General features: G+C 34.2%; 21 protein-coding genes and 2 pseudogenes. 5 read left to right on the top strand and 18 right to left on the bottom strand.

Features of this window, described 5'->3' with window-relative positions; translation table 11 throughout:
• Positions 1–10 precede the first annotated feature (10 nt).
• The 5 genes and pseudogenes from CER22_RS16600 to CER22_RS16620 all read right to left on the bottom strand — a co-directional run bounded on the left by CER22_RS16600 (position 11) and on the right by CER22_RS16620 (position 3,618).
• Positions 11–1,120 carry a DUF58 domain-containing protein gene (locus CER22_RS16600; RefSeq protein WP_088609190.1) on the bottom strand — a complete coding sequence of 370 codons (1,110 nt, stop codon included), beginning with the start codon at positions 1,118–1,120 and terminating at the stop codon, positions 11–13.
• Positions 1,117–2,049 (bottom strand): annotated as a pseudogene (locus CER22_RS16605) (AAA family ATPase). Before CER22_RS16605 ends, CER22_RS16600 begins: the two are co-directional and overlap by 4 nt.
• A gap of 146 nt (positions 2,050–2,195) precedes the next feature.
• Positions 2,196–2,489, bottom strand: a complete 294-nt coding sequence (locus CER22_RS16610) for a putative quinol monooxygenase (protein WP_088609191.1) — start codon at positions 2,487–2,489, stop codon at positions 2,196–2,198.
• A 44-nt stretch (positions 2,490–2,533) separates the two neighbouring features.
• On the bottom strand, positions 2,534–3,172 hold the full coding sequence (locus CER22_RS16615) for a nitroreductase family protein (RefSeq protein WP_088609192.1): 639 nt from the start codon (positions 3,170–3,172) through the stop codon (positions 2,534–2,536).
• 17 nt (positions 3,173–3,189) lie between these two features.
• Complete coding sequence (locus tag CER22_RS16620; protein ID WP_088609193.1) at positions 3,190–3,618, bottom strand: MarR family winged helix-turn-helix transcriptional regulator; 429 nt, start codon at positions 3,616–3,618, stop codon at positions 3,190–3,192.
• Positions 3,619–3,882: 264 nt separating this feature from the next.
• On the opposite strand from CER22_RS16620, the gene CER22_RS16630 reads away from it, so the two are divergent.
• Positions 3,883–5,826, top strand: coding sequence for an elongation factor G (locus CER22_RS16630; protein ID WP_088609194.1), 1,944 nt, complete (start codon positions 3,883–3,885; stop codon positions 5,824–5,826).
• A gap of 47 nt (positions 5,827–5,873) precedes the next feature.
• Here the strand turns inward: CER22_RS16630 and CER22_RS16635 are convergent, their stop codons facing one another.
• From CER22_RS16635 to CER22_RS16665, 6 genes and pseudogenes are all read right to left on the bottom strand, one after another.
• Positions 5,874–6,518, bottom strand: coding sequence for an alpha/beta hydrolase (locus tag CER22_RS16635; protein ID WP_088609195.1), 645 nt, complete (start codon positions 6,516–6,518; stop codon positions 5,874–5,876).
• Positions 6,519–6,539: 21 nt separating this feature from the next.
• Complete coding sequence (locus CER22_RS16640) at positions 6,540–7,007, bottom strand: NUDIX hydrolase (RefSeq protein ID WP_088063843.1); 468 nt, start codon at positions 7,005–7,007, stop codon at positions 6,540–6,542.
• 351 nt (positions 7,008–7,358) lie between these two features.
• A pseudogene (locus tag CER22_RS16650) lies at positions 7,359–7,652 on the bottom strand (YfzA family protein).
• 29 nt (positions 7,653–7,681) lie between these two features.
• Positions 7,682–8,299, bottom strand: a complete 618-nt coding sequence (locus CER22_RS16655) for an ABC-2 transporter permease (protein ID WP_000933342.1) — start codon at positions 8,297–8,299, stop codon at positions 7,682–7,684.
• Positions 8,287–9,159, bottom strand: coding sequence for an ABC transporter ATP-binding protein (locus tag CER22_RS16660; RefSeq protein WP_000432454.1), 873 nt, complete (start codon positions 9,157–9,159; stop codon positions 8,287–8,289). Before CER22_RS16660 ends, CER22_RS16655 begins: the two co-directional genes overlap by 13 nt.
• Positions 9,147–9,536: a GntR family transcriptional regulator gene (locus CER22_RS16665; RefSeq protein WP_001167593.1), complete on the bottom strand. Its 390-nt coding sequence runs from the start codon at positions 9,534–9,536 to the stop codon at positions 9,147–9,149. The genes CER22_RS16660 and CER22_RS16665 overlap by 13 nt, the downstream gene beginning before the upstream one ends.
• Positions 9,537–9,731: 195 nt before the next feature.
• On the opposite strand from CER22_RS16665, the gene CER22_RS16670 reads away from it, so the two are divergent.
• Entirely contained in the window at positions 9,732–9,929 is a 198-nt protein-coding gene (locus CER22_RS16670; protein WP_142291768.1) for a hypothetical protein, read from the top strand.
• 63 nt (positions 9,930–9,992) lie between these two features.
• Here CER22_RS16670 and CER22_RS16675 read toward each other — a convergent pair whose 3' ends face one another.
• Positions 9,993–10,424, bottom strand: coding sequence for an SMI1/KNR4 family protein (locus CER22_RS16675; protein ID WP_088063846.1), 432 nt, complete (start codon positions 10,422–10,424; stop codon positions 9,993–9,995).
• A gap of 55 nt (positions 10,425–10,479) precedes the next feature.
• Entirely contained in the window at positions 10,480–11,511 is a 1,032-nt protein-coding gene (locus tag CER22_RS16680) for an SDR family oxidoreductase (protein WP_088609196.1), read from the bottom strand.
• A 169-nt stretch (positions 11,512–11,680) separates the two neighbouring features.
• On the opposite strand from CER22_RS16680, the gene CER22_RS16685 reads away from it, so the two are divergent.
• Positions 11,681–12,436: a CPBP family intramembrane glutamic endopeptidase gene (locus CER22_RS16685; protein ID WP_088609197.1), complete on the top strand. Its 756-nt coding sequence runs from the start codon at positions 11,681–11,683 to the stop codon at positions 12,434–12,436.
• Between the two features lie 183 nt (positions 12,437–12,619).
• Here the strand turns inward: CER22_RS16685 and CER22_RS16690 are convergent, their stop codons facing one another.
• Genes CER22_RS16690 through CER22_RS16705 form a run of 4 tightly spaced genes read right to left on the bottom strand, consistent with a single transcriptional unit; the run spans position 12,620 to position 15,413 of the window.
• Entirely contained in the window at positions 12,620–13,561 is a 942-nt protein-coding gene (locus CER22_RS16690) for a serine hydrolase domain-containing protein (RefSeq protein WP_088609198.1), read from the bottom strand.
• Between the two features lie 23 nt (positions 13,562–13,584).
• Complete coding sequence (locus CER22_RS16695; RefSeq protein WP_088609199.1) at positions 13,585–14,475, bottom strand: AraC family transcriptional regulator; 891 nt, start codon at positions 14,473–14,475, stop codon at positions 13,585–13,587.
• Between the two features lie 48 nt (positions 14,476–14,523).
• Entirely contained in the window at positions 14,524–14,994 is a 471-nt protein-coding gene (locus tag CER22_RS16700) for a GNAT family N-acetyltransferase (protein WP_088609200.1), read from the bottom strand.
• Positions 14,995–15,011: 17 nt separating this feature from the next.
• Complete coding sequence (locus tag CER22_RS16705) at positions 15,012–15,413, bottom strand: DUF3980 domain-containing protein (RefSeq protein WP_088609201.1); 402 nt, start codon at positions 15,411–15,413, stop codon at positions 15,012–15,014.
• Positions 15,414–15,509: 96 nt separating this feature from the next.
• On the opposite strand from CER22_RS16705, the gene CER22_RS16710 reads away from it, so the two are divergent.
• On the top strand, positions 15,510–15,977 hold the full coding sequence (locus CER22_RS16710; protein WP_088609202.1) for an NUDIX hydrolase: 468 nt from the start codon (positions 15,510–15,512) through the stop codon (positions 15,975–15,977).
• Between the two features lie 18 nt (positions 15,978–15,995).
• Here the strand turns inward: CER22_RS16710 and CER22_RS16715 are convergent, their stop codons facing one another.
• Positions 15,996–16,907 (bottom strand): DMT family transporter, encoded by a 912-nt coding sequence (locus CER22_RS16715; RefSeq protein WP_088063852.1) that lies wholly within the window; start codon positions 16,905–16,907, stop codon positions 15,996–15,998.
• Positions 16,908–17,031: 124 nt separating this feature from the next.
• Between CER22_RS16715 and pdxR the strand changes: the two genes are divergently transcribed.
• Positions 17,032–18,474, top strand: a complete 1,443-nt coding sequence (gene pdxR / locus CER22_RS16720) for a MocR-like pyridoxine biosynthesis transcription factor PdxR (protein WP_088609203.1) — start codon at positions 17,032–17,034, stop codon at positions 18,472–18,474.
• Positions 18,475–18,548 lie beyond the last annotated feature (74 nt).

Here is an 18,548-nt window from a genome sequence, read left to right on the forward strand (position 1 = left end):
AAACCCCTTCTTATTCTTTAATTACAACCCATTTATTCGTTCTGCTGTATTTCCTTGGGGAAGTACCAAGAATTAAAGGAACTGCATCCAATTCTTTACGACGAAAGCCTGCTGTGTAAAAATAAGTAGAAGATACAGGCGTATCTTGGTCCGATATTGCGGCAAGTACTTTTAATACATTTTGCAAATGTTTCCGGTTATGACCGTTCTTTATATGCAATAACCCATTATCTTTTACGCTATTGATCCATACTTCAAATGAACAGTTTTGCATGAGCAGTTGTTTACATATGCCTGCTGTTAATTCAATTAGTTCCTCTGTATCCTTTCGCAAAGAAATACCGCTTTTATTTTGCAAGTTGAGATAAATCGCATATTTATCTGATTGTGTTCGCTCGTACTTTTTCGCAGTTATCGTCCCTGTTTTCGCTGTCGCACTCCAGTGGATGGAACGAAAATCTTCATTTTCATACGACTTCACTCCCATTACTTTCGTTTCATCATATAAGGGTGATGACATCGCTTTTCGAAATCCTTGTGACCATTCTTGTAATTCAGGAACTTGCATTTTCGGAACAGCTGGTAAAACTAAATAAGACGGCGTTTCAACTTGTTTATATGTTATATGGTTCGTTATGAATCCAAAGGGATCCGTAATGACAATTTCAACTTCTTCCCATTTCGCAATTCCTCTTTTTATAGCTACAGCTTGCAAATCAAATGAAACTGACTCTCTTCCTTTTAAATGTAAATTCATATAATAATTTGAACCTGTATTCGTATTTTTGTTTATTTCATCATGATTCCAAGTTAACGTATTTTCACATTTAAATCGAAATACGATATTGAAAATAGGGAATAACGACTTGTTTAAAATTTTCATTTTGCACATATTCGCTTCACCTATAAAAATGTTTGAATTCCCTTGACTGTATTCCCATTCAACACGAGACACTTTACGTATGTACACATGCATCGCACCTATTAAAATTACATACAAAAATACGAGAGATAATATAAGTAGATTACTTGAAAATACACATAAAATAACGGCTACAACTGACATAACTCCTATTACGAAAGGCTCCGCTAAAGGTGTATACACAAGTTGTTGATTCATCGTACATTCTCCACGGGCACACTAATCATATGAAGAATTTCTTTCATGATTTGTGCTTTCGTCGTTTTCATCTCCCCTTCAATCGTTAACGTTCAACGATGAGCGCAAACCGATGCAGCCAGTAGTTTTATATCATCTGGCGTACAATAATCTCTTTCATTTAATATTGCCCGTGCTTGAATCGCTCTCATAAATGCCAACGTCCCCCGCGGGCTTACACCAATTTCAATTAGCTCATGCTTTCACGTTGCCTCAATGATTTCAAGAAGATAATCTTGCACATCATTTCCTACTAAAACTTCTTTTGCACGTTTTTGCACTGTAATAATTTCTTCAGTTGAAATAATTGAATGTAACGTTGCTAACGGATCATTCGTTTGAAAACGATTCATCATCTCCTTTTCTGCTTCTCTCGTAGGATACCCTTGACGTATAGTAAGTAAAAAACGGTCTAGCTGAGCATCAGGTAAAGGAAATGTTCCGGCCGATTCAAGAGGATTTTGCGTTGCAATAACTAAAAAAGGTTCTGGTAATGAATGTGTCTGTTTGGCAATCGTAACAGTACGTTCTTCCATCACTTCCAATAACGAAGATTGTGTTCTCGGTACAGCACGATTAATTTCATCCACTAGTACTATATTTGCAAAAATAGGACCTAACCTCGTATTAAATTCTGATTCCTTCACATCAAAATATTCGAGACCAATAACATCTCCAGGCAAAGTATCCGCTGTGAATTGAATCCTTTGAAATTTAGCGTCTACACTTTTAGCCAAACTTTTCGCTAATGTTGTTTTTCCCGTCCCAGGTACATCCTCTAATAAAATATGGCCTCTTGCTATGAGAGCTATAGCTGCAAGTTCAATCGATTCATCTTTTCCTATAATAACCTTCGAAATATTGTTAATAATTTTCTTTAATGTATTCATATATTTATCTCCTAACCTTATTTTTTCTGAAAATTAAGAATTATTCATTTCCAAATTATAACACATTACTATAGAAGTAAATATGTTCCTATCAAAATAAAAAAGATGACCTTAGCTATACGCTAAAGTCATCTTTTTCTACCTTATTATTTCACTAACTCTCCATTATAAGCTTTTATATTAAGTGGAGCAGTTAAAAACTGTGCTGCTTTACTAACGAAAGATGTAAAGTGTTCACTCGTATTATGACTCGCAACTGCCTTTTCATCTTTCCATACTTCTACCATCGTATATACATTTTCATTTTCTGTATCTTTATATAAGTCATAAGATATATTTCCACTTTCTTCTCTTGAACTATGAATCAGCGGACGAATTCCTTCTAAAAATGATTGTTGTTTTGCTGGATCTACTTGAAATATTGCGTGAATAATAATCATGGTGTTTCCCCTCTCATATCTCACTTATTTCTGTATTTATAAAATTACTTCCACTCAGCAACTTTTTCAACTGGAAGACGTACTGATTGGTAACCACTATCAGCAGCTTTTCCGATTGAAATTAACATAACTGGTACGTGACGTTCTTTATCTAATCCGAAAGCTTCTGCGATTTGGTCTTTTTCAAATCCGCCAATTGGACAAGTGTCATAACCGTGCGCACGAGCTGCTAGCATAAATTGCATTGCTACAAGTCCACCGTCAATTAAAACAGTATCTTTCATTACTTCTGGTGTAACCATTGAGAAGTAACCTGAAAGTTTTTTCATTTGATCTTCTTTTACTTCAGCTGGCATTAAACCACGCTCTACTGCTGTACCGTAAATTTCTTCTGCGTTATCAAAGTTGTTTAAATCACCAAATAAAGCGATCATTGCTGAAGATGTTTCTACTTGAGATTGATTGAATTTCGCAAGTGGTGCAAGTGTCGCTTTCGCTTCGTCACTTTCAATCACTAAAAATCTCCATGGTTGCATGTTTACAGAAGATGGTGCAAGTGTTGCTTCTGTAAGAATTTCTGTCATTTCTTCTTTGCTAATTTTCACTGATGTGTCGTATTTACGAATTGAACGGCGTCCTGTTAAAATTTCGTTAAAATCATTTGTTTTTACTGAGTTAGTCATAGTTGTATTCTCCCTTTTTATAGTTCTTTTATGTTTTCTTGAATGTGATTTAACATATTTAAAAGATTATCGCGCTCTTCCTCACTTAATCCTTTAAATGCAGATGCTGCAAAACGTTCTTTTTCCTCCTGATACACTTGAATTTTATTTCGTCCCTCTTCAGTTAGAGAAACTAACGTAATTCTGTTATCATTTGGATTTTTACGCCTTGTAATCATTCCGTTTGCTTCCAACTGTTTTAAATGCCTCGTAATCGCTGCATTATCAATATTCACTTCTTGCTGAAGTGCTTTTTGGCTAATTTCACCTACTTCATATAACTGAAGTATAAGTTCTAGTCTAGATTGACTCATACCCGTACACCCTTCAAATTTCGAACTTACGTCTTTATTTAGAAAGTGTAATTTATATAAAATAATTGCTTCTTTTGAGCATGAACTTGTCAAATTACCCCTCCTTTATATCCAATTTAAAAATATTTGATACATCAATAGTTGATATGTCAATTAATATAATCTATATCGATTTAAAATGCAAGCATTTTGTTTTCATTTATATTTTTCCAAATTTAGGCGCTTTGTAGCATTACAAAAAATGTAAATTACATTATAATAGTAATAATTCAAATGACTGGAGAGTGATTGTAATGCGGCAATACACAAATAGAAATGAGGAATTAAAAATGGAAAATGAAATGAGGATATTCACAAATGACAACAATAAATATAGGGATTGTCGCGCACGTAGACGCTGGCAAGACGAGTTTGACTGAGCGTATTCTTTATGAAACGAATGTGATTAAAGAAATTGGCCGAGTAGATAGTGGTAATACGCAAACTGACTCAATGGAATTAGAGAGACAACGCGGAATTACGATTAAAGCATCTGTCGTATCTTTCTTTATTGATGATGTAAAAGTAAATGTCATTGACACACCTGGACACGCTGATTTTATCGCTGAAGTGGAGCGATCATTCCGCGTTTTAGACGGTGCAATTTTAGCTATTTCTGCCGTTGAAGGTGTGCAAGCACAAACAAAAATTTTAATGCGGACATTGCAGAAACTAAACATACCAACAATATTATTCGTAAATAAAATTGATCGTAATGGCGCAAATACTGAAAAAGTTATGAAACAAATAAAAGAGGTTCTTTCAAATGAAGCATTCCCTTTCTACTCTGTAGAAAACGAAGGAACGAAAGAAGCCCGAATCATTGAATACAAATCATATGACAATTGTATAGAACTGTTAGCACCATATAATGAATCATTACTTGAGTCATATGTAAATAATGAAATCGTACCGGGCACACTATTAAGAGAGGAACTCATTACACAGATAGCGCAAGCAAATGTGTTCTCTATCTTTTTCGGTTCAGCCATGACAGGTACAGGTGTAACTGAACTGCTCGAAAATATTTCAGACTTAATTCCCGCTAATAAGTCGGCAGAAAATGAAGTATTATCCGGTGTTGTTTTTAAAATTGAACGTGAACCTTCCGGGGAAAAGATTGCATATGTAAGAGTTTTTTCTGGTCGTTTACACGTTAGAAAATATGTTCATATACTGCGTGATGACGCTCTAGCACATAAAGAAAAGATTAAGAAAATATGTATGTTTCATAACGGAAATGCAGTTCAAGCTTCAATCGTTCCTAGCGGAGAATTTTGCAAAGTGTGGGGACTGAATGATATTAAAATTGGTGATATTATCGGTGAACGGACGAATTATATAAAAGACATTCACTTTGCCGAACCACAAATGGAAGCTGCTATTGAAGCAGTACCAAAAGAACGAATTCATAATCTATACGCTGCACTTATGGATCTATGTGAAGAAGATCCGCTCATTAAAGTGTGGAAAGATGATATTCATAATGAACTATATATTCGCCTTTTCGGGGAAGTACAAAAAGAAGTAATTGAAACAACACTTTTTGAGAAATATAATTTGCAGGTGACTTTCTCAAATACGCGGGTTGTATGTATTGAGAAGCCAATTGGCGTAGGTAATAGCGTTGAAGTAATGGGTGAAAAAACGAATCCATTTTACGCAACAATTGGCTTTAAAATCGAACGTGGTGAACTTAATTCTGGCGTAACATATAAGTTAGGTGTTGAACTGGGATCACTTCCATTAGCATTTCATAAAGCAATTGAAGATACTGTATTTCAAACGTTAAAACAAGGTTTATACGGATGGGAAGTTACGGACATTATCGTCACGTTAACACATACAGGTTATGCTAGTCCTGTTACAACAGCAAGTGATTTTAGAAACTTAACACCACTCGTACTAATGGATGCTTTAAAGCAAGCTGAAACATGTGTATTTGAACCAGTAAACGAGTTTGAATTGAATGTACCGGAGTACGCAATTAGTACCGCAATGTATAAATTAGCTGCCATTCCAGCAGCTTTTGCAGATCCTATATTCAATAATGATTCTTACGAGTTAACAGGTTCATTACCTGTTGCGAAAACAGAGAATTTTAAGCGAATGCTTCATTCATTCACTGAAGGAGAAGGCATTTTTACAACGAAGCCATCTGGTTACAAAGAACTGAAGGCTCCCTTCCCTACTCGAAAACGTGTTGATTATAATCCGCTGAATCGTAAGGATTATTTGCTTCATGTGCTTAAGGCTTATTAAGTAAAAAAGAGGTGCAAATTGCACCTCTTTTTGCATGTATTGATAAGTTAGTTTGTCCTAACAACTTCTTTAAGCTTTTCTATTATTTTTGCTATTGCTTCGATTGAATTCTCGGTTTCATATTCTCCAACATTTACAGAATGATTTGCATTTTTGACAACTTCAATTTGTAAATTCGTCTTATGTAACTGATCGATTTGATCTGCATTATATTGGTGATCTTTATCTCCAATTACTAATAGCCCTTCGTGACGACTATGTAAAATCGACTCAAAAATGGAATCAAAAGTTAGTAAAGGTGTAAGTAGTATCATTTTTGACTGTAAAAAATCTTCTCTCTTCATTAAATCATTTGCAATCGGAATGGTTCCGAGTGACTTCCCTAAAAATATCGTATGATTGTATTGCTCACCTTTTAATACTTCCTTCATTACAGGATTAATATCATCCATCACTATTTTTGTTACTTCTTCCATCAGTTTATTCATTACTTGTTCGTCATAAGAATAATGAATATGTACTACATCTATTTTATTTTCAAGCATAAGCATCGTTGCATAATAGAATAATGGTTTATCATAATTGTAACCGGAACCTGAAAACATAAAACAGATTGTATTAGAACCTTTTTCGATATGTGTGTAACGAATGACTTTGTCGTCTATATGTATTTCCTTTTTAGTTCCCTTCACCGTTTCCCCCTCCAAACACGTTTACTTTTGTAAAACGATATGTTCTGTATGAACTGATACATCCTTTACTTTATCTTTTATAAACGCTGGCTGTAAGTTATATGTATCTAATTCTTCTATCGGTACCCACTTAAACATATATGTTCTACCCTCTTCATTCAGAATATATTGATCCGCCCCATTTGCAGGTAATTGTTTCAGCTCTACTTCATAGTAAAAACTAATTTCATGAAACTTTCGCTCAGAAAGGGTGAAGAAATTTTCTACTGACCATATTAATCTCTTCACTTTAATAGGAACACCCACTTCTTCTGCAAGCTCTCGTTTTAATGCATCTTCACTATTTTCTAGCATTTTCACTCGTCCGCCCGGTACATACCAAAAATCTTCACCGTCACCTTGCAAAATGAGTATTTTATTATCCTGTTTGCAAATTGCTCCGACTCGGTAATTAAAACATGTTTCCTCTACTTTAAACGTAAGATCCACAATAACCCCCTCCAATGTATCATTACAAAACTATTATTTATGCGCAGTACAAATAAGATTACTAAATTTTTCTATTCCATTCAATAATTTTTTAACTTTTCAAAAACAATACGCATCATTTGTCATCACAAGTATAAATACATATGTCACAATCACTGCACACACTAGAGAAGCATTATGGGGGACGAATGGAAACATTGTCAATATACAAAACTGAAAAATCAAATAATTTCTAAGGCATCATTATAAAAGATAAAGTAAAACTTCAATAAATGGAGTTTTTATCTTTCCCCTGTTGTTTTTAAATATTGTTAAGACATTATTAAAAAAGACGTAAGGTCAACTTGTGTGCTAATTAATTCTTTTTCTAGAAAAAGCGTCTTTTATTGCACTTGTTAATACATTTAGGGATAATAAAATAGCCATAATTACCGTTAATACGTTAAATTGCTTTGTTTTATAAGGAGCGAACCATTCCGTAAAGAACTCTGAATTAACGAGACGCTCCCCAACTCCTCCTTCCTTGAAGTTCGGTATTCACAAATTCATATCAAGGATGATAAAAATTAGTTGCATAACGAAAAATGCTCCAAGAGTTTTCAGCCAATTTCGTATTCGAATAGGACGCCCTTTTTTTGATGTCATTTAAATGACCCTCCTTTTAGAACTTGCTATTAAAGAGCCTTGTTCTGATAGATACGAATAGATAATATCCATGAAACCCCATAGCACCCCACTGCTATGACAGCAAATATAAGAAATAATTTCAAATCTGAAATCTCTTTTAAAAAGGTCAGTACGCCATTAGCATATTTATTTAATAAATATGGAGTATTTCGCATTAAATATATAACTCCAATAGATAAAAATATAAAAACTGGTACAAGTGTTTTCACTTTAAATGCAACAAAAAATGGGATGTAAAATGCAGTAATCAGCATGACTGCCAAGAAGCCTAGGATGTAACTTTCTAAGGAAAGTTGAAATTCCATGCTGTCTAAAATGAAATATTTTCCAACCAAACAAAAGGGGATGATTACTATTGTAAAAAATAAGGTTCCAACGTATTTTGAACTTATAATTTCCTTCCTAGTATACGGTAATGAGTTTACTAAAATATTAGCATTATCTTTATCATCAGATTGATATGTGTTAATTACAAAAACGGCACTACAAATGATTATGACATATGCTACATCCATGCCGGCCCACAAATAGGTAACTAGAAATAAGAGATAAGCAGGTAAAAAAGTTTTTTGTAAAATCAAATCCTTTTTAATTAAATTAAGCATCTTGACTCCCCCTTTTTCATGAAATACATAATATCCTCTAAACTTGGTTTTTCAATCACCACTTCTTTATTAAATAAAGTTTCGATTGAATTTACATTTTCAATCAATCCCTCGAAACCTGTATTTGCTTTACATACAGATATAAATTCACGCTCAGTATCAAAATCTAACATATCTAGTGGTCCTTTGACCAAAATATAATCTTCTGCAATGGCATAAATATCTTTTGTAAAAATATGCTTCCCATTTTGAATAAATGTAATATAATCAGCAATGCGGTCTAAATCCGTTGTAATATGAGATGAGAAAAAGATAGTTTTCTCACCATCCTGCATAATATTTTGTAAAACATCCAATAATTCTCTTCTAAATACCGGGTCGAGTCCGGAAGTAGGCTCATCCATAATAATTAGTTCAGCATGATGTGAAAGGGCAATTGCAAGAGAGGCTTTCATTTTCATTCCTTTGGAGAATGTTTTCATTTTTTTATTTAATGGTAATTCGAACAGATCTTTATAATATGTAAATTGGTTAAAATCCCATTTTTTATAAGCAGGCGCAATAATTTTAGTAATTTCCTTTAATGTGAGTTCATCATAAAACACATTATCGTCATAAACGAAACCAATTCTTTCTTTAATTCGCTTCGCATCAGTCGAATAGTTCATGCCAAATAAGGAGACATTTCCACTATCCGGGTTCATTAGATTCATAATCATTTTAATCGTTGTAGATTTACCTGATCCATTTCCCCCAATAAAACCCGTAACAAATCCTTTTTTTACTTCCATCGAAAAATTTTTAATTTGAAATCCTTTAAAAGATTTACTGACATTTTGAAGTTCTATTACGTTTTCCAAGAGTTTTCCTCCTCGTATAAAATTGTAAGCATTTCTTTTAGATCATTTAAAGAAACATCCATTTGTTTAGCATTTTGAATCGCTTCACACAACTTTTCTTCAACTGTCTTTAATTTTTTTTCTTTCATAGTTTCAATGTTTTGTTCTGCTACAAAGGACCCCCTTCCGACAATCGAATAAATAAAACCATCTTTTTCCAGTTCTTCATATGCTCTTTTCGTTGTAATAATACTTACTCTTAAATCTTTTGCTAACTGACGCATTGAAGGAAGAGCATCTCCTTGCTTTAAATCACCTAGTAAAATAAGTTTTTTTATTTGGACACCAATTTGTTCATAAATAGGTTCCTTTGAAGTGTTCGTAATAACGATTTGCATGCAAATACCTCTTTTTAAAAATATTGTATATATACTTTATATACAATATATACTATCGTACATTGTAAATTAACAGAAAATTTCCAAAATATAGTCACAAACACAATCTAATAATACATGTAATTCATACAACTTATTTATACGGGGCTTCCTCGTATTTGCTCGATTTTGAGGTGGAGGTCTTACTGCTATCTAATGCGGTATAAAGACTACGTTGTGTTTTACGGAGAAATTGGCACAGCTGGTAGTGTGAAAGCAAAAGAGTTTGAAACAGAAGAACAATCTGAGGAAGTTGATATCAAGTTAGACTGGGATGAAGATGACAAAGAAGGATTAAAAAAGATGTTTCCTAAGTTATGGGACATGTACGGGGAAGAACCGATAGACTGGTAGATTAGTTGATTGTCAAAAACGCCTTGTTTCTTTCGTAACAAGGCGTTTTTCATGATACTATATTTAAATTTTTATCTTCCCACTTTCCCACCACTTCATAAACGTTTCTAACGAAGGAGCAACCCAAGTTCTACTATCATTTTCATGATTCCATACATATATATCATCTCTTTGCACGATTCCATTCAAAATGGAATAACCAAACAAATCACCATTTCCGCCATCAGCAATAAATAATAAACAGTCAAAAGGCATATATAAACCCTTGAAATCAACTATATTTCTCATATTCATATTTTCAGTTTTAATTTTTGAAGTAGACCATATAAAATCCCCGTATTCACCTTCTACACCGTTTGTTTCCTGTAATAATTGATATAAATCATTCGGTAATTCCACCTGCAAATTTTTGTGAACTTCAGCGAGTTCATCCTTTTTAGCTGGATTATTGAAACTTAAGTTTTGTGAGATACTGTGAATTGTGTTTTTCCACATAGCTTTTTATCCTTCCATCGCTTATGTTCAATCAATTACATACAAAAAGGATTCCCTAAATTGATTGATACCACTTTTCTAGCAACTCTTTCTCCCTCTCTCCTGAAATACCTGCTTTTAATTCCCATTCATCCACACTCTTTATCCACTCATACACATCTGTAACTGTATGTTCTAACCTTCTAAAAGTAAGTCCTTCTTTAACAGCACTTTCAATACTAATAGAAAAACCACCTTTCCACGGCTTCGTCTCACCTTCTAATGAAAATGTTTCAGGAAGCCATAGTGGCATCTCTGTCCAAGGCTGCACCTTATATTCATTCAAAAACGATTCATCTACCCAAACGAATGCAGCATCACTATTCGTAACCTTTTTACAAGTATTTAATAGCTCTTCCATCGTCAATTCATAATTCGGACCTGTAAGATTGAATGTACCTACTTTATTATTTTCTGCCATGTTTAGTCCCCAGTTTGCGACGTCTTTTATATCAACTATCTGCACTGGACGGTCTTTTCTTCCTGGAACTAACACTTTTCCTCCCTTTGCTACACGCTCAATCCAGTATGGAAGCCGATCTGTATAATCAAACATCCCTGAAAGAAGCCCTGCTCTTACATGTAAAACACGCCCAGGCCAATATTTCTCTGCTTCTTTTTCACACAATACTTTCAGCGCACCGTAATACTCATAAGGAGAAACTTCACCATTCTCCACAGTCTTTATTTGATCACCCGTTGGTTCGGGTTGTAATATATAATCTTCTTTTATATGAGGCGGAATCCAATCTTTATATACGGAAAGACTTGAAATAAATATATAATGCTTTATATTATCCCGTAAGGCTTCTCCAACATTTCTAATGTGATGCGGAGAAAATCCACACGTATCTACGACAACGTCCCATTTTCGATTTTCTAAACTTGAAACATCATCATTTCTGTCACCAATTAACTGCTCTACTTCAGGAAAAATTTCTTTATTCGTTCCGCGATTAAACAATGTAACTTCATGCCCTCTTTTTAAAGCCTCTTCTACAAAAACTCTTCCTAAAAATCGTGTACCACCTAGAATTAGAATCTTCATTGTTCTCCCCCATTCGTGATTGAAAATCCTTTCTTTTGTTAAACGATTTTTTGTTGTGAAAAGTTACGGGGTTGGTCTAACTTTTTCTACAAGTTCAACATATGTAATTTCCATTTCATATATAATTAAAATATCGGATATTTGATTAATCACTTATACATGTAAGTAGGTGAACAATATTAATAGAAACATAGTTTACCATTCAACATTATGTATGTATTGCCTTACATCGCTTGTATATATTATCTTACTGAACATAGAAAATGGTCGTAATTATTTAGGATTTACGATGGTCATTCCGCTTTTAGCTGCTATTTTATATCAGAAATTATATAAGAAACAAAAAATAGTTCATACATTTGGAATTTCACGTCCAAAAATAAGAACTTTGATTTTCTCCATTTTAATCCCAATAATTCTAGGGCTATGTCTACATTTCTATTTTTATATTTATAATATAAAATTCTTATTTAATCATTATAATGAATTGGGACTTCTCCTACTCATTGGCCTTACAATTGCTGCTTTATCTGCATTTTTAGAAGAAATCATATGGCGTGGAAATTTCCATTACCATTTACGAAAAAAATATTCATTAAAACAAACAGCAATCATTACTGCATCACTTTGGTCTTTATGGCATTTACCAGTATCAATCCTTTATAAAAACTATGAATTATGGTTTGTAGGAATATTAAGCTATCTCTCGTTATTATTTATTTTATCTATAATTTTGACGTATACGAGAGAGTATAGCCGTTCTGTGATAACACCTGCAATTTTACATGGCATGTTCAATGTATTTTATTTAACAGATGGAGTAGAAACAAAATGGGATATTAGCCTAATGGAATTAATTAAATTTATCTTGCTGGTAATTGTGTTTGGCATGATGTATCTAATACATCAAAAAGTTAAAAAATAGTTAAGAGTACCTAAACAAATTATAAAGTACTTCAACACCTTGCAATTATTCAATAATCGTATAGGTGTTGAAGTTTTCTAATCTTAGTTGCTCAACTTGGTTAATACAACACTTTTTTCTATCATGAAGAACAAAACAAGTTTAACTAAAACTTTCATTCTTATTTTTATAAAAATAACCATATTAATCTTTTAAATAAGGAAATATGCACTCTTTAATTAACTTCCATCTATCTCCTGCATTCGGTATAACCTCAGAAGCAATCGCCACCACCAGTTCCTTCTCTGGTACGCAGCAAACCACATTCCCACCATCGCCCATTGCACAGTATGAAAAGATTCCATCCTCTTCTCGTAACCACCATAAGTAACCGTATTGATTTTGGTTCATTGTTGTCGATTCTTTTATCCATGATTTTGATAGTATCTGTTTTCCATTATGAATACCTTCATTCAAATATAGCTGTCCAAACTTAGCCATATCTTTAACTGTTAACGTTAGTCCCCAGCCGCCTATCGAAATACCATTTGGATCATGAACCCATCCCTTTACATCTTTTCCGAATAAGTCATCAAATCCAAATGCTTTCATATTGTAGTTTGGAATTTCTCTCATGCCGAGTGGCTGAAATAAGTATTCATTCGCAAATTCACGGGCACCTTTTCCTGTTGCGCTCGTAATAATTGCTGATAGTACATGAGCTCCTGCAGATGAGTATTTAAAAGATCCGATTTCTCCGCCATTCCCCATTCTATTAAGTGTATACTGTACCCAATCCTCTTGCGTACATAATTCTTCTAGCGGTTCCTGCCAATCTGCATAAGGGTATGGAGCTGTCATAGTAAGTAGATGCCGCACTGTTATTTCAGATGAATTACAATTATAGTCTGGGAAAAATTCTATTATTTTTTGATCAACGTTTTTTATATAGCCCTTATCTATACATATCCCAATTAAAGCAGAGATTATCGTTTTTGTAACTGACGCTATATGAAATGCATCATTTGGACCGTGACCGTTATAATAGTTTTCAAAAATAACATTACCTTTCTGTACTACTAACATACCATTAATATTTTTGTATTCTTCTTTTATAATACACTCTAGCTTTTCAGCAGTTTGCATTGTTCTTCCCCCTTAATCAATGATTAAAAAGGTTCGATAGGTACATATATATCAACTATATGTTTATTTTCTGGGTGCTGCCTTGGGTCATTTTTATACATTTCAAAAGGATATGAATCTCTCGGTTTATATCCGCTATTGGGAAGCCACTCACCGTATAAGAAATCCCATGCTCCTTTATATTCATCTTGGAATATTTCAAAATGACCTACCGCATACTTTCCAGAAGGTATTACCATTATTCCAATGTCGCTCGTTTCTACTGCGGATTCATCCGGAATTGTTATACATAAACTAGTTCTTAAATGGTTGTCCTCAGTAAATTCATGATGGTCGTGGTAAATGGTTAATACTTTCGTATTCTCAAATACATAATAGTTTTCCTCCGCTGCGTAATGAAATAATTTCTCTATCATTTTTGGAAAAGCTATCGTTAACTCTTCATATGTACCGATATGTCTTATGTATGCGACGTTTATATCGTCCACTGTTACAATTTCAACATTTCCTCGAACCTTCTTACACTCATTGTATTGAGAAGCTCTCCTTACGTCTTTGCAATTCTTGCTATTATCGTTTCGATATTGCGACGGACTTACTCCGTAATAATTTTTAAATGTACGGGAGAAAACTGCGGAATCTGTGAATCCGAAGTGATACGCAATATGTGTAATTGTCATATCCAAACGGTATGTAAGTAAATTTGTTGCTCTTTCTAATTTTAATCGGTTTACATACCGTGATATTGGCTCCTCTACTATCCCCTTAAAAATACGATGAAAATGAAACTTTGAAAATCCTGCTACATCCGCCAGCTCTTCAATTGAAAGTGAATCATCTATGTGTGATTCTATATAATCTTGTACTTTGTAAATGCGTCGTATGTATTCATTTCTACTTTGTTTACTCTCCATATTATTATCTCCTCACAACAAAAAGGCTAACGTTAAGCTAGCCTACTTTTATACCTTTTTTAAAAACAAAACTCTACTACCGCCGTTCCCATCATAATTTGTATGTACCGATACACCCTCTACCTCATCATCCCCGGCCTCAATTCGAAAACCGATTTCTTGATGAAACTGTATCGACTTTTTATTAATTGGTGACGTAATTGCTTTTACAACTTTACGATTATTTGCACGAGCGGCATCAAAGAAGTAAGAATACAATGTCGATGCGATTCCTCTTCTTCTATACTTCGGATTTACACCGATAAAATGAACATACGCTTCATCTTTATATGTTTGTGAAAAGAATCCGCATAAGAAACCTAACGTTTCGCCATCTTCTTTAATGATAAAACTCGTTTCTTGAAAGTGAACAAAAAACAGTTTTGGCAACATAGCAGCCATATCTCTCCCGCCCCACCAATCATTTAAAACAGAATGAATCTTTACATAATCTTCTCCTTGGATGTTTCTTACTTGCATATGTTTCTCCCTCTCACTCACTTCATTTTTTCATAAATTTTAATGACCGTTTCTACTAAAAGGATGAATACCCATATTCCACAAAATACAAGAACAGACTGAAATATCGATCCAATTATCATAACACCAACTGCACCTATTATTGAAAAGGATATTCCACCAAGCCCTGGATCCTGTATAAATGATCCAGCAGAAAAAGCGGTTATAATAGATACTATTAAATAAATAACACTCATTATTTTTAATATTTTTATAGAAAGATACGAAGTTTGTTCTTTCTCCACTTGTGATAATTCGATTTCCCCGTTCGCAATTCCTTTTTGCAAACAGTCCTCACATAAAAATTCTTCCTTAATTTTTTTACCATCGTGCAGCGTACCTGTTATCTCTTTACACCTTGAACATTTTCGATTTATCATGTTGTTACCACTCCAATCTATTAAGATTATATTTATACCACTCTACATTTACCTTAATATTCCTTTTATGTGTTTTATAGAGAAAGGTCGTATTTTATGATTTCAAAACTTACGTTTGGCTTGAAAAAATCTACAGCTCATTATGTATTAAGACCTAGTTGTTATGCGATTATTTTCCATTCATCTTCTTCAATGATTGCTGTTATCCAAAAAGGAGACCGTTACTTTTTACCTGGTGGTGGTATGGAAGGTAATGAAACAAAAGAAGAGTGTTTGCACCGTGAACTACTAGAGGAATTAGGATGGGCAATTGAAATTGATCAATATATTGGTAATGCGGCTCGATATTTTTATGCAGAAAAGGAAGATATATATTATTTAAATGACGGGTTCTTTTATATTGCGAACATGGTGCAGAAACAAACTGAAAACTGTGAGGATGATCATGTTCTAAGGTGGATGTCTCCTTTACTTGCTGTCGAACTTCTCCTTCACGATCATCAAAAATGGGCCGTTAAACAAACCCTTTTATTACGAAAACAAAAAGGATCTCCTTCTATATGAAAGAGATCCTTTTTACTGTTAACTTACTTTTTTCAAATTGAGAGCTGGCTTTTTCATTCCGCCTTTTTTTACAACATATAGACCCACAAAGATAATAAGTCCGCCAACGAGTTGCATCATATTAATTTGCTCTCCAATTGTTACTGCTGCAAAGATAACTGCGAATAATGGTACGAGATACATATAAACCATTACTTTTGTTGAACCTATTTGACTAATACCGACATACCACATTGCTAGTCCGAAGATGGTTGCAAAGATGATTGAATATGCTAGTGATCCCCAGCTTGGCGTATCTACTGGCCACGTTAAAGAATTTACGTTGAATAAACAGTATATAACAAGTGGTACTATCCCAATTAAAGTAGACCATGATGTGACTCTCATTGCGGAGTATTTTGTAATAAGAGGTTGCGCTAATATTGGATACCATCCCCACGCAATTGCTGCGACTAATCCAATTACATTTCCGAGCCACGCATATTCATAAGTAGCTCCTCCTGTATGTCCTGTTAATAAAACGAATGCTGCACCAATAAACGCTATTATTGACCCAATTTGTACTTTCATCGAAAAACGTTCTTGTTTGTGTAATACTGCTAATATCCCTGTAAATATAGGTGACATCGCAATTAATAATGAGGCGTTCGTTGCTGAAGTATATTTCACAGATAGCATAAACATCGTTTGATACATCGCCGTACCAACAATACCGACTGCTACTAATCGTAACCAATCTTTTCTTTCAATACGTAATGAACGTTCCATCATAAATGTAATAAGTAATAATACCGGAGATGCTACTAAAAATCGTAAACTATTAAATTGAATGGATGACATATATGCCACGCCATATTTTCCAATTGTATAATTTGCTCCCCATACTAATGCTACTGATACTAGGAGCCATTCCATTTGCCATCGTTTCATCCGAATCTCCCCTTCCATATTTAGCATAGTAAAATTGGCTGGATATAACACCGTCCAATTGGCTGTTTTTTTACCCAGCCAATTTGTTATACTTGATGTAGTTAAGAGATACGGAGGCGTTTGTATGGAATGGAAGCTAGATAACGACAGTAAAATCCCTATTTATCAGCAAGTTGTTGACTTTATTGAAAAGCGTATTACATACGGAGAACTTCCACCTGGTAGCTTCCTCCCTTCTGAACGGAAATTAGCTATGCAGTTAAATGTAAACCGAAGTACGGTAACGACTGCTTATAATGAACTACGTGCTATGGGGATTGTGGAAAGTACGACTGGTAAAGGGACACGTGTAAGTACACATATGTGGGGCGTTTCTCCAACATTAACGCCGAATTGGAGAAATTTCGTAGAAGGTGGCACTTTTTTACCAAACTTGCCGTTACTTCGCCATATTCGGGCGGAAGTACAACAAAATGAAAACATTATAGATTTTGCAAATGGAGAGCTCGGTTGTAACCTCTATCCTCACGATCAACTACAAACGATTTTACGAGAACAACCGTTAACGCATTCATTAAGTTACGATCATCCGCAAGGCTATCTTCCGCTAAGACAAGCGGTCGTAAAATATATGAAGGAATATTTAAAAGTTGAAGCGACTGAACAATCCATTATGATTACATCTGGCGCACAGCAAGCACTTCACCTTATCGTTCAATGTTTATTAAATCCCGGTGATGCAGTTGCTTTCGAAAGTCCTTCACACTGTTATTCCTTACCGTTATTCCAATCAGCAGGTATTCGTATTTTCCCGTTACCTGTCGATGAACACGGTATTAATCCAGATGATGTGCAAGAGTTATATAGAAAACACCGTATTAAAATGATCTTTTTAAATCCAAATTTCCAAAATCCTACAGGAACAATGCTGCATCCAAACCGTAGAAAAAAACTGTTATCACTTTGCGCAGACTTACGAATTGCAATTGTTGAAGATGATCCGTCCAGTTTACTTGCGCTAGAAAAAAAACAACCTTGCCCTACTTTGAAATCTATTGATGAAAACGGAACTGTCATTTATGTACATTCCTTATCTAAAATGATTGCACCAGGTTTACGAGTCGGCTGGCTTGTCGCCCCGCAGTCTGTAGTAGAAAGGTTATCCGACGCAAGACACCAAATGGAATTAGGTATGAGTATTTTCCCACAGTGGCTTATGCAACAATTTTTCGAAACAGTACCATTTCAATCTCATATCGTACCGTTACGAAAACAATTAGCAGAAAAAAGAGACGTTATCGTTCGCGCCTTAAATGAGCAACTTCACGATAAAATCTCTTTTTCAAACCCGACCGGCGGTATATACATATGGGGAAAATTAAAAGAACCGATAAACGAAAAACAACTTATTATGCAAAGTTTAAAACAAGAAATTGCATTTATGCCTGGTAGTATTTACGGCGCGAAAGATGGTTATATTCGTTTATCTTATGGAAAAGTGGATATTGATCAAATTGAGGAAGGTATTTCTCGTTTGCGAGAAGCTATTTTAATTTGTGGAAAATGACTTTACATAAAGCTTTATCGTTTGACAAAAGAAAAATCTACCATTATTATCAACACGAACCTAGTTATAGGAGT

The organism is Bacillus sp. K2I17, from assembly GCF_002209985.1.
Taxonomy (GTDB): Bacteria; Bacillota; Bacilli; order Bacillales; family Bacillaceae_G; genus Bacillus_A; species Bacillus_A wiedmannii.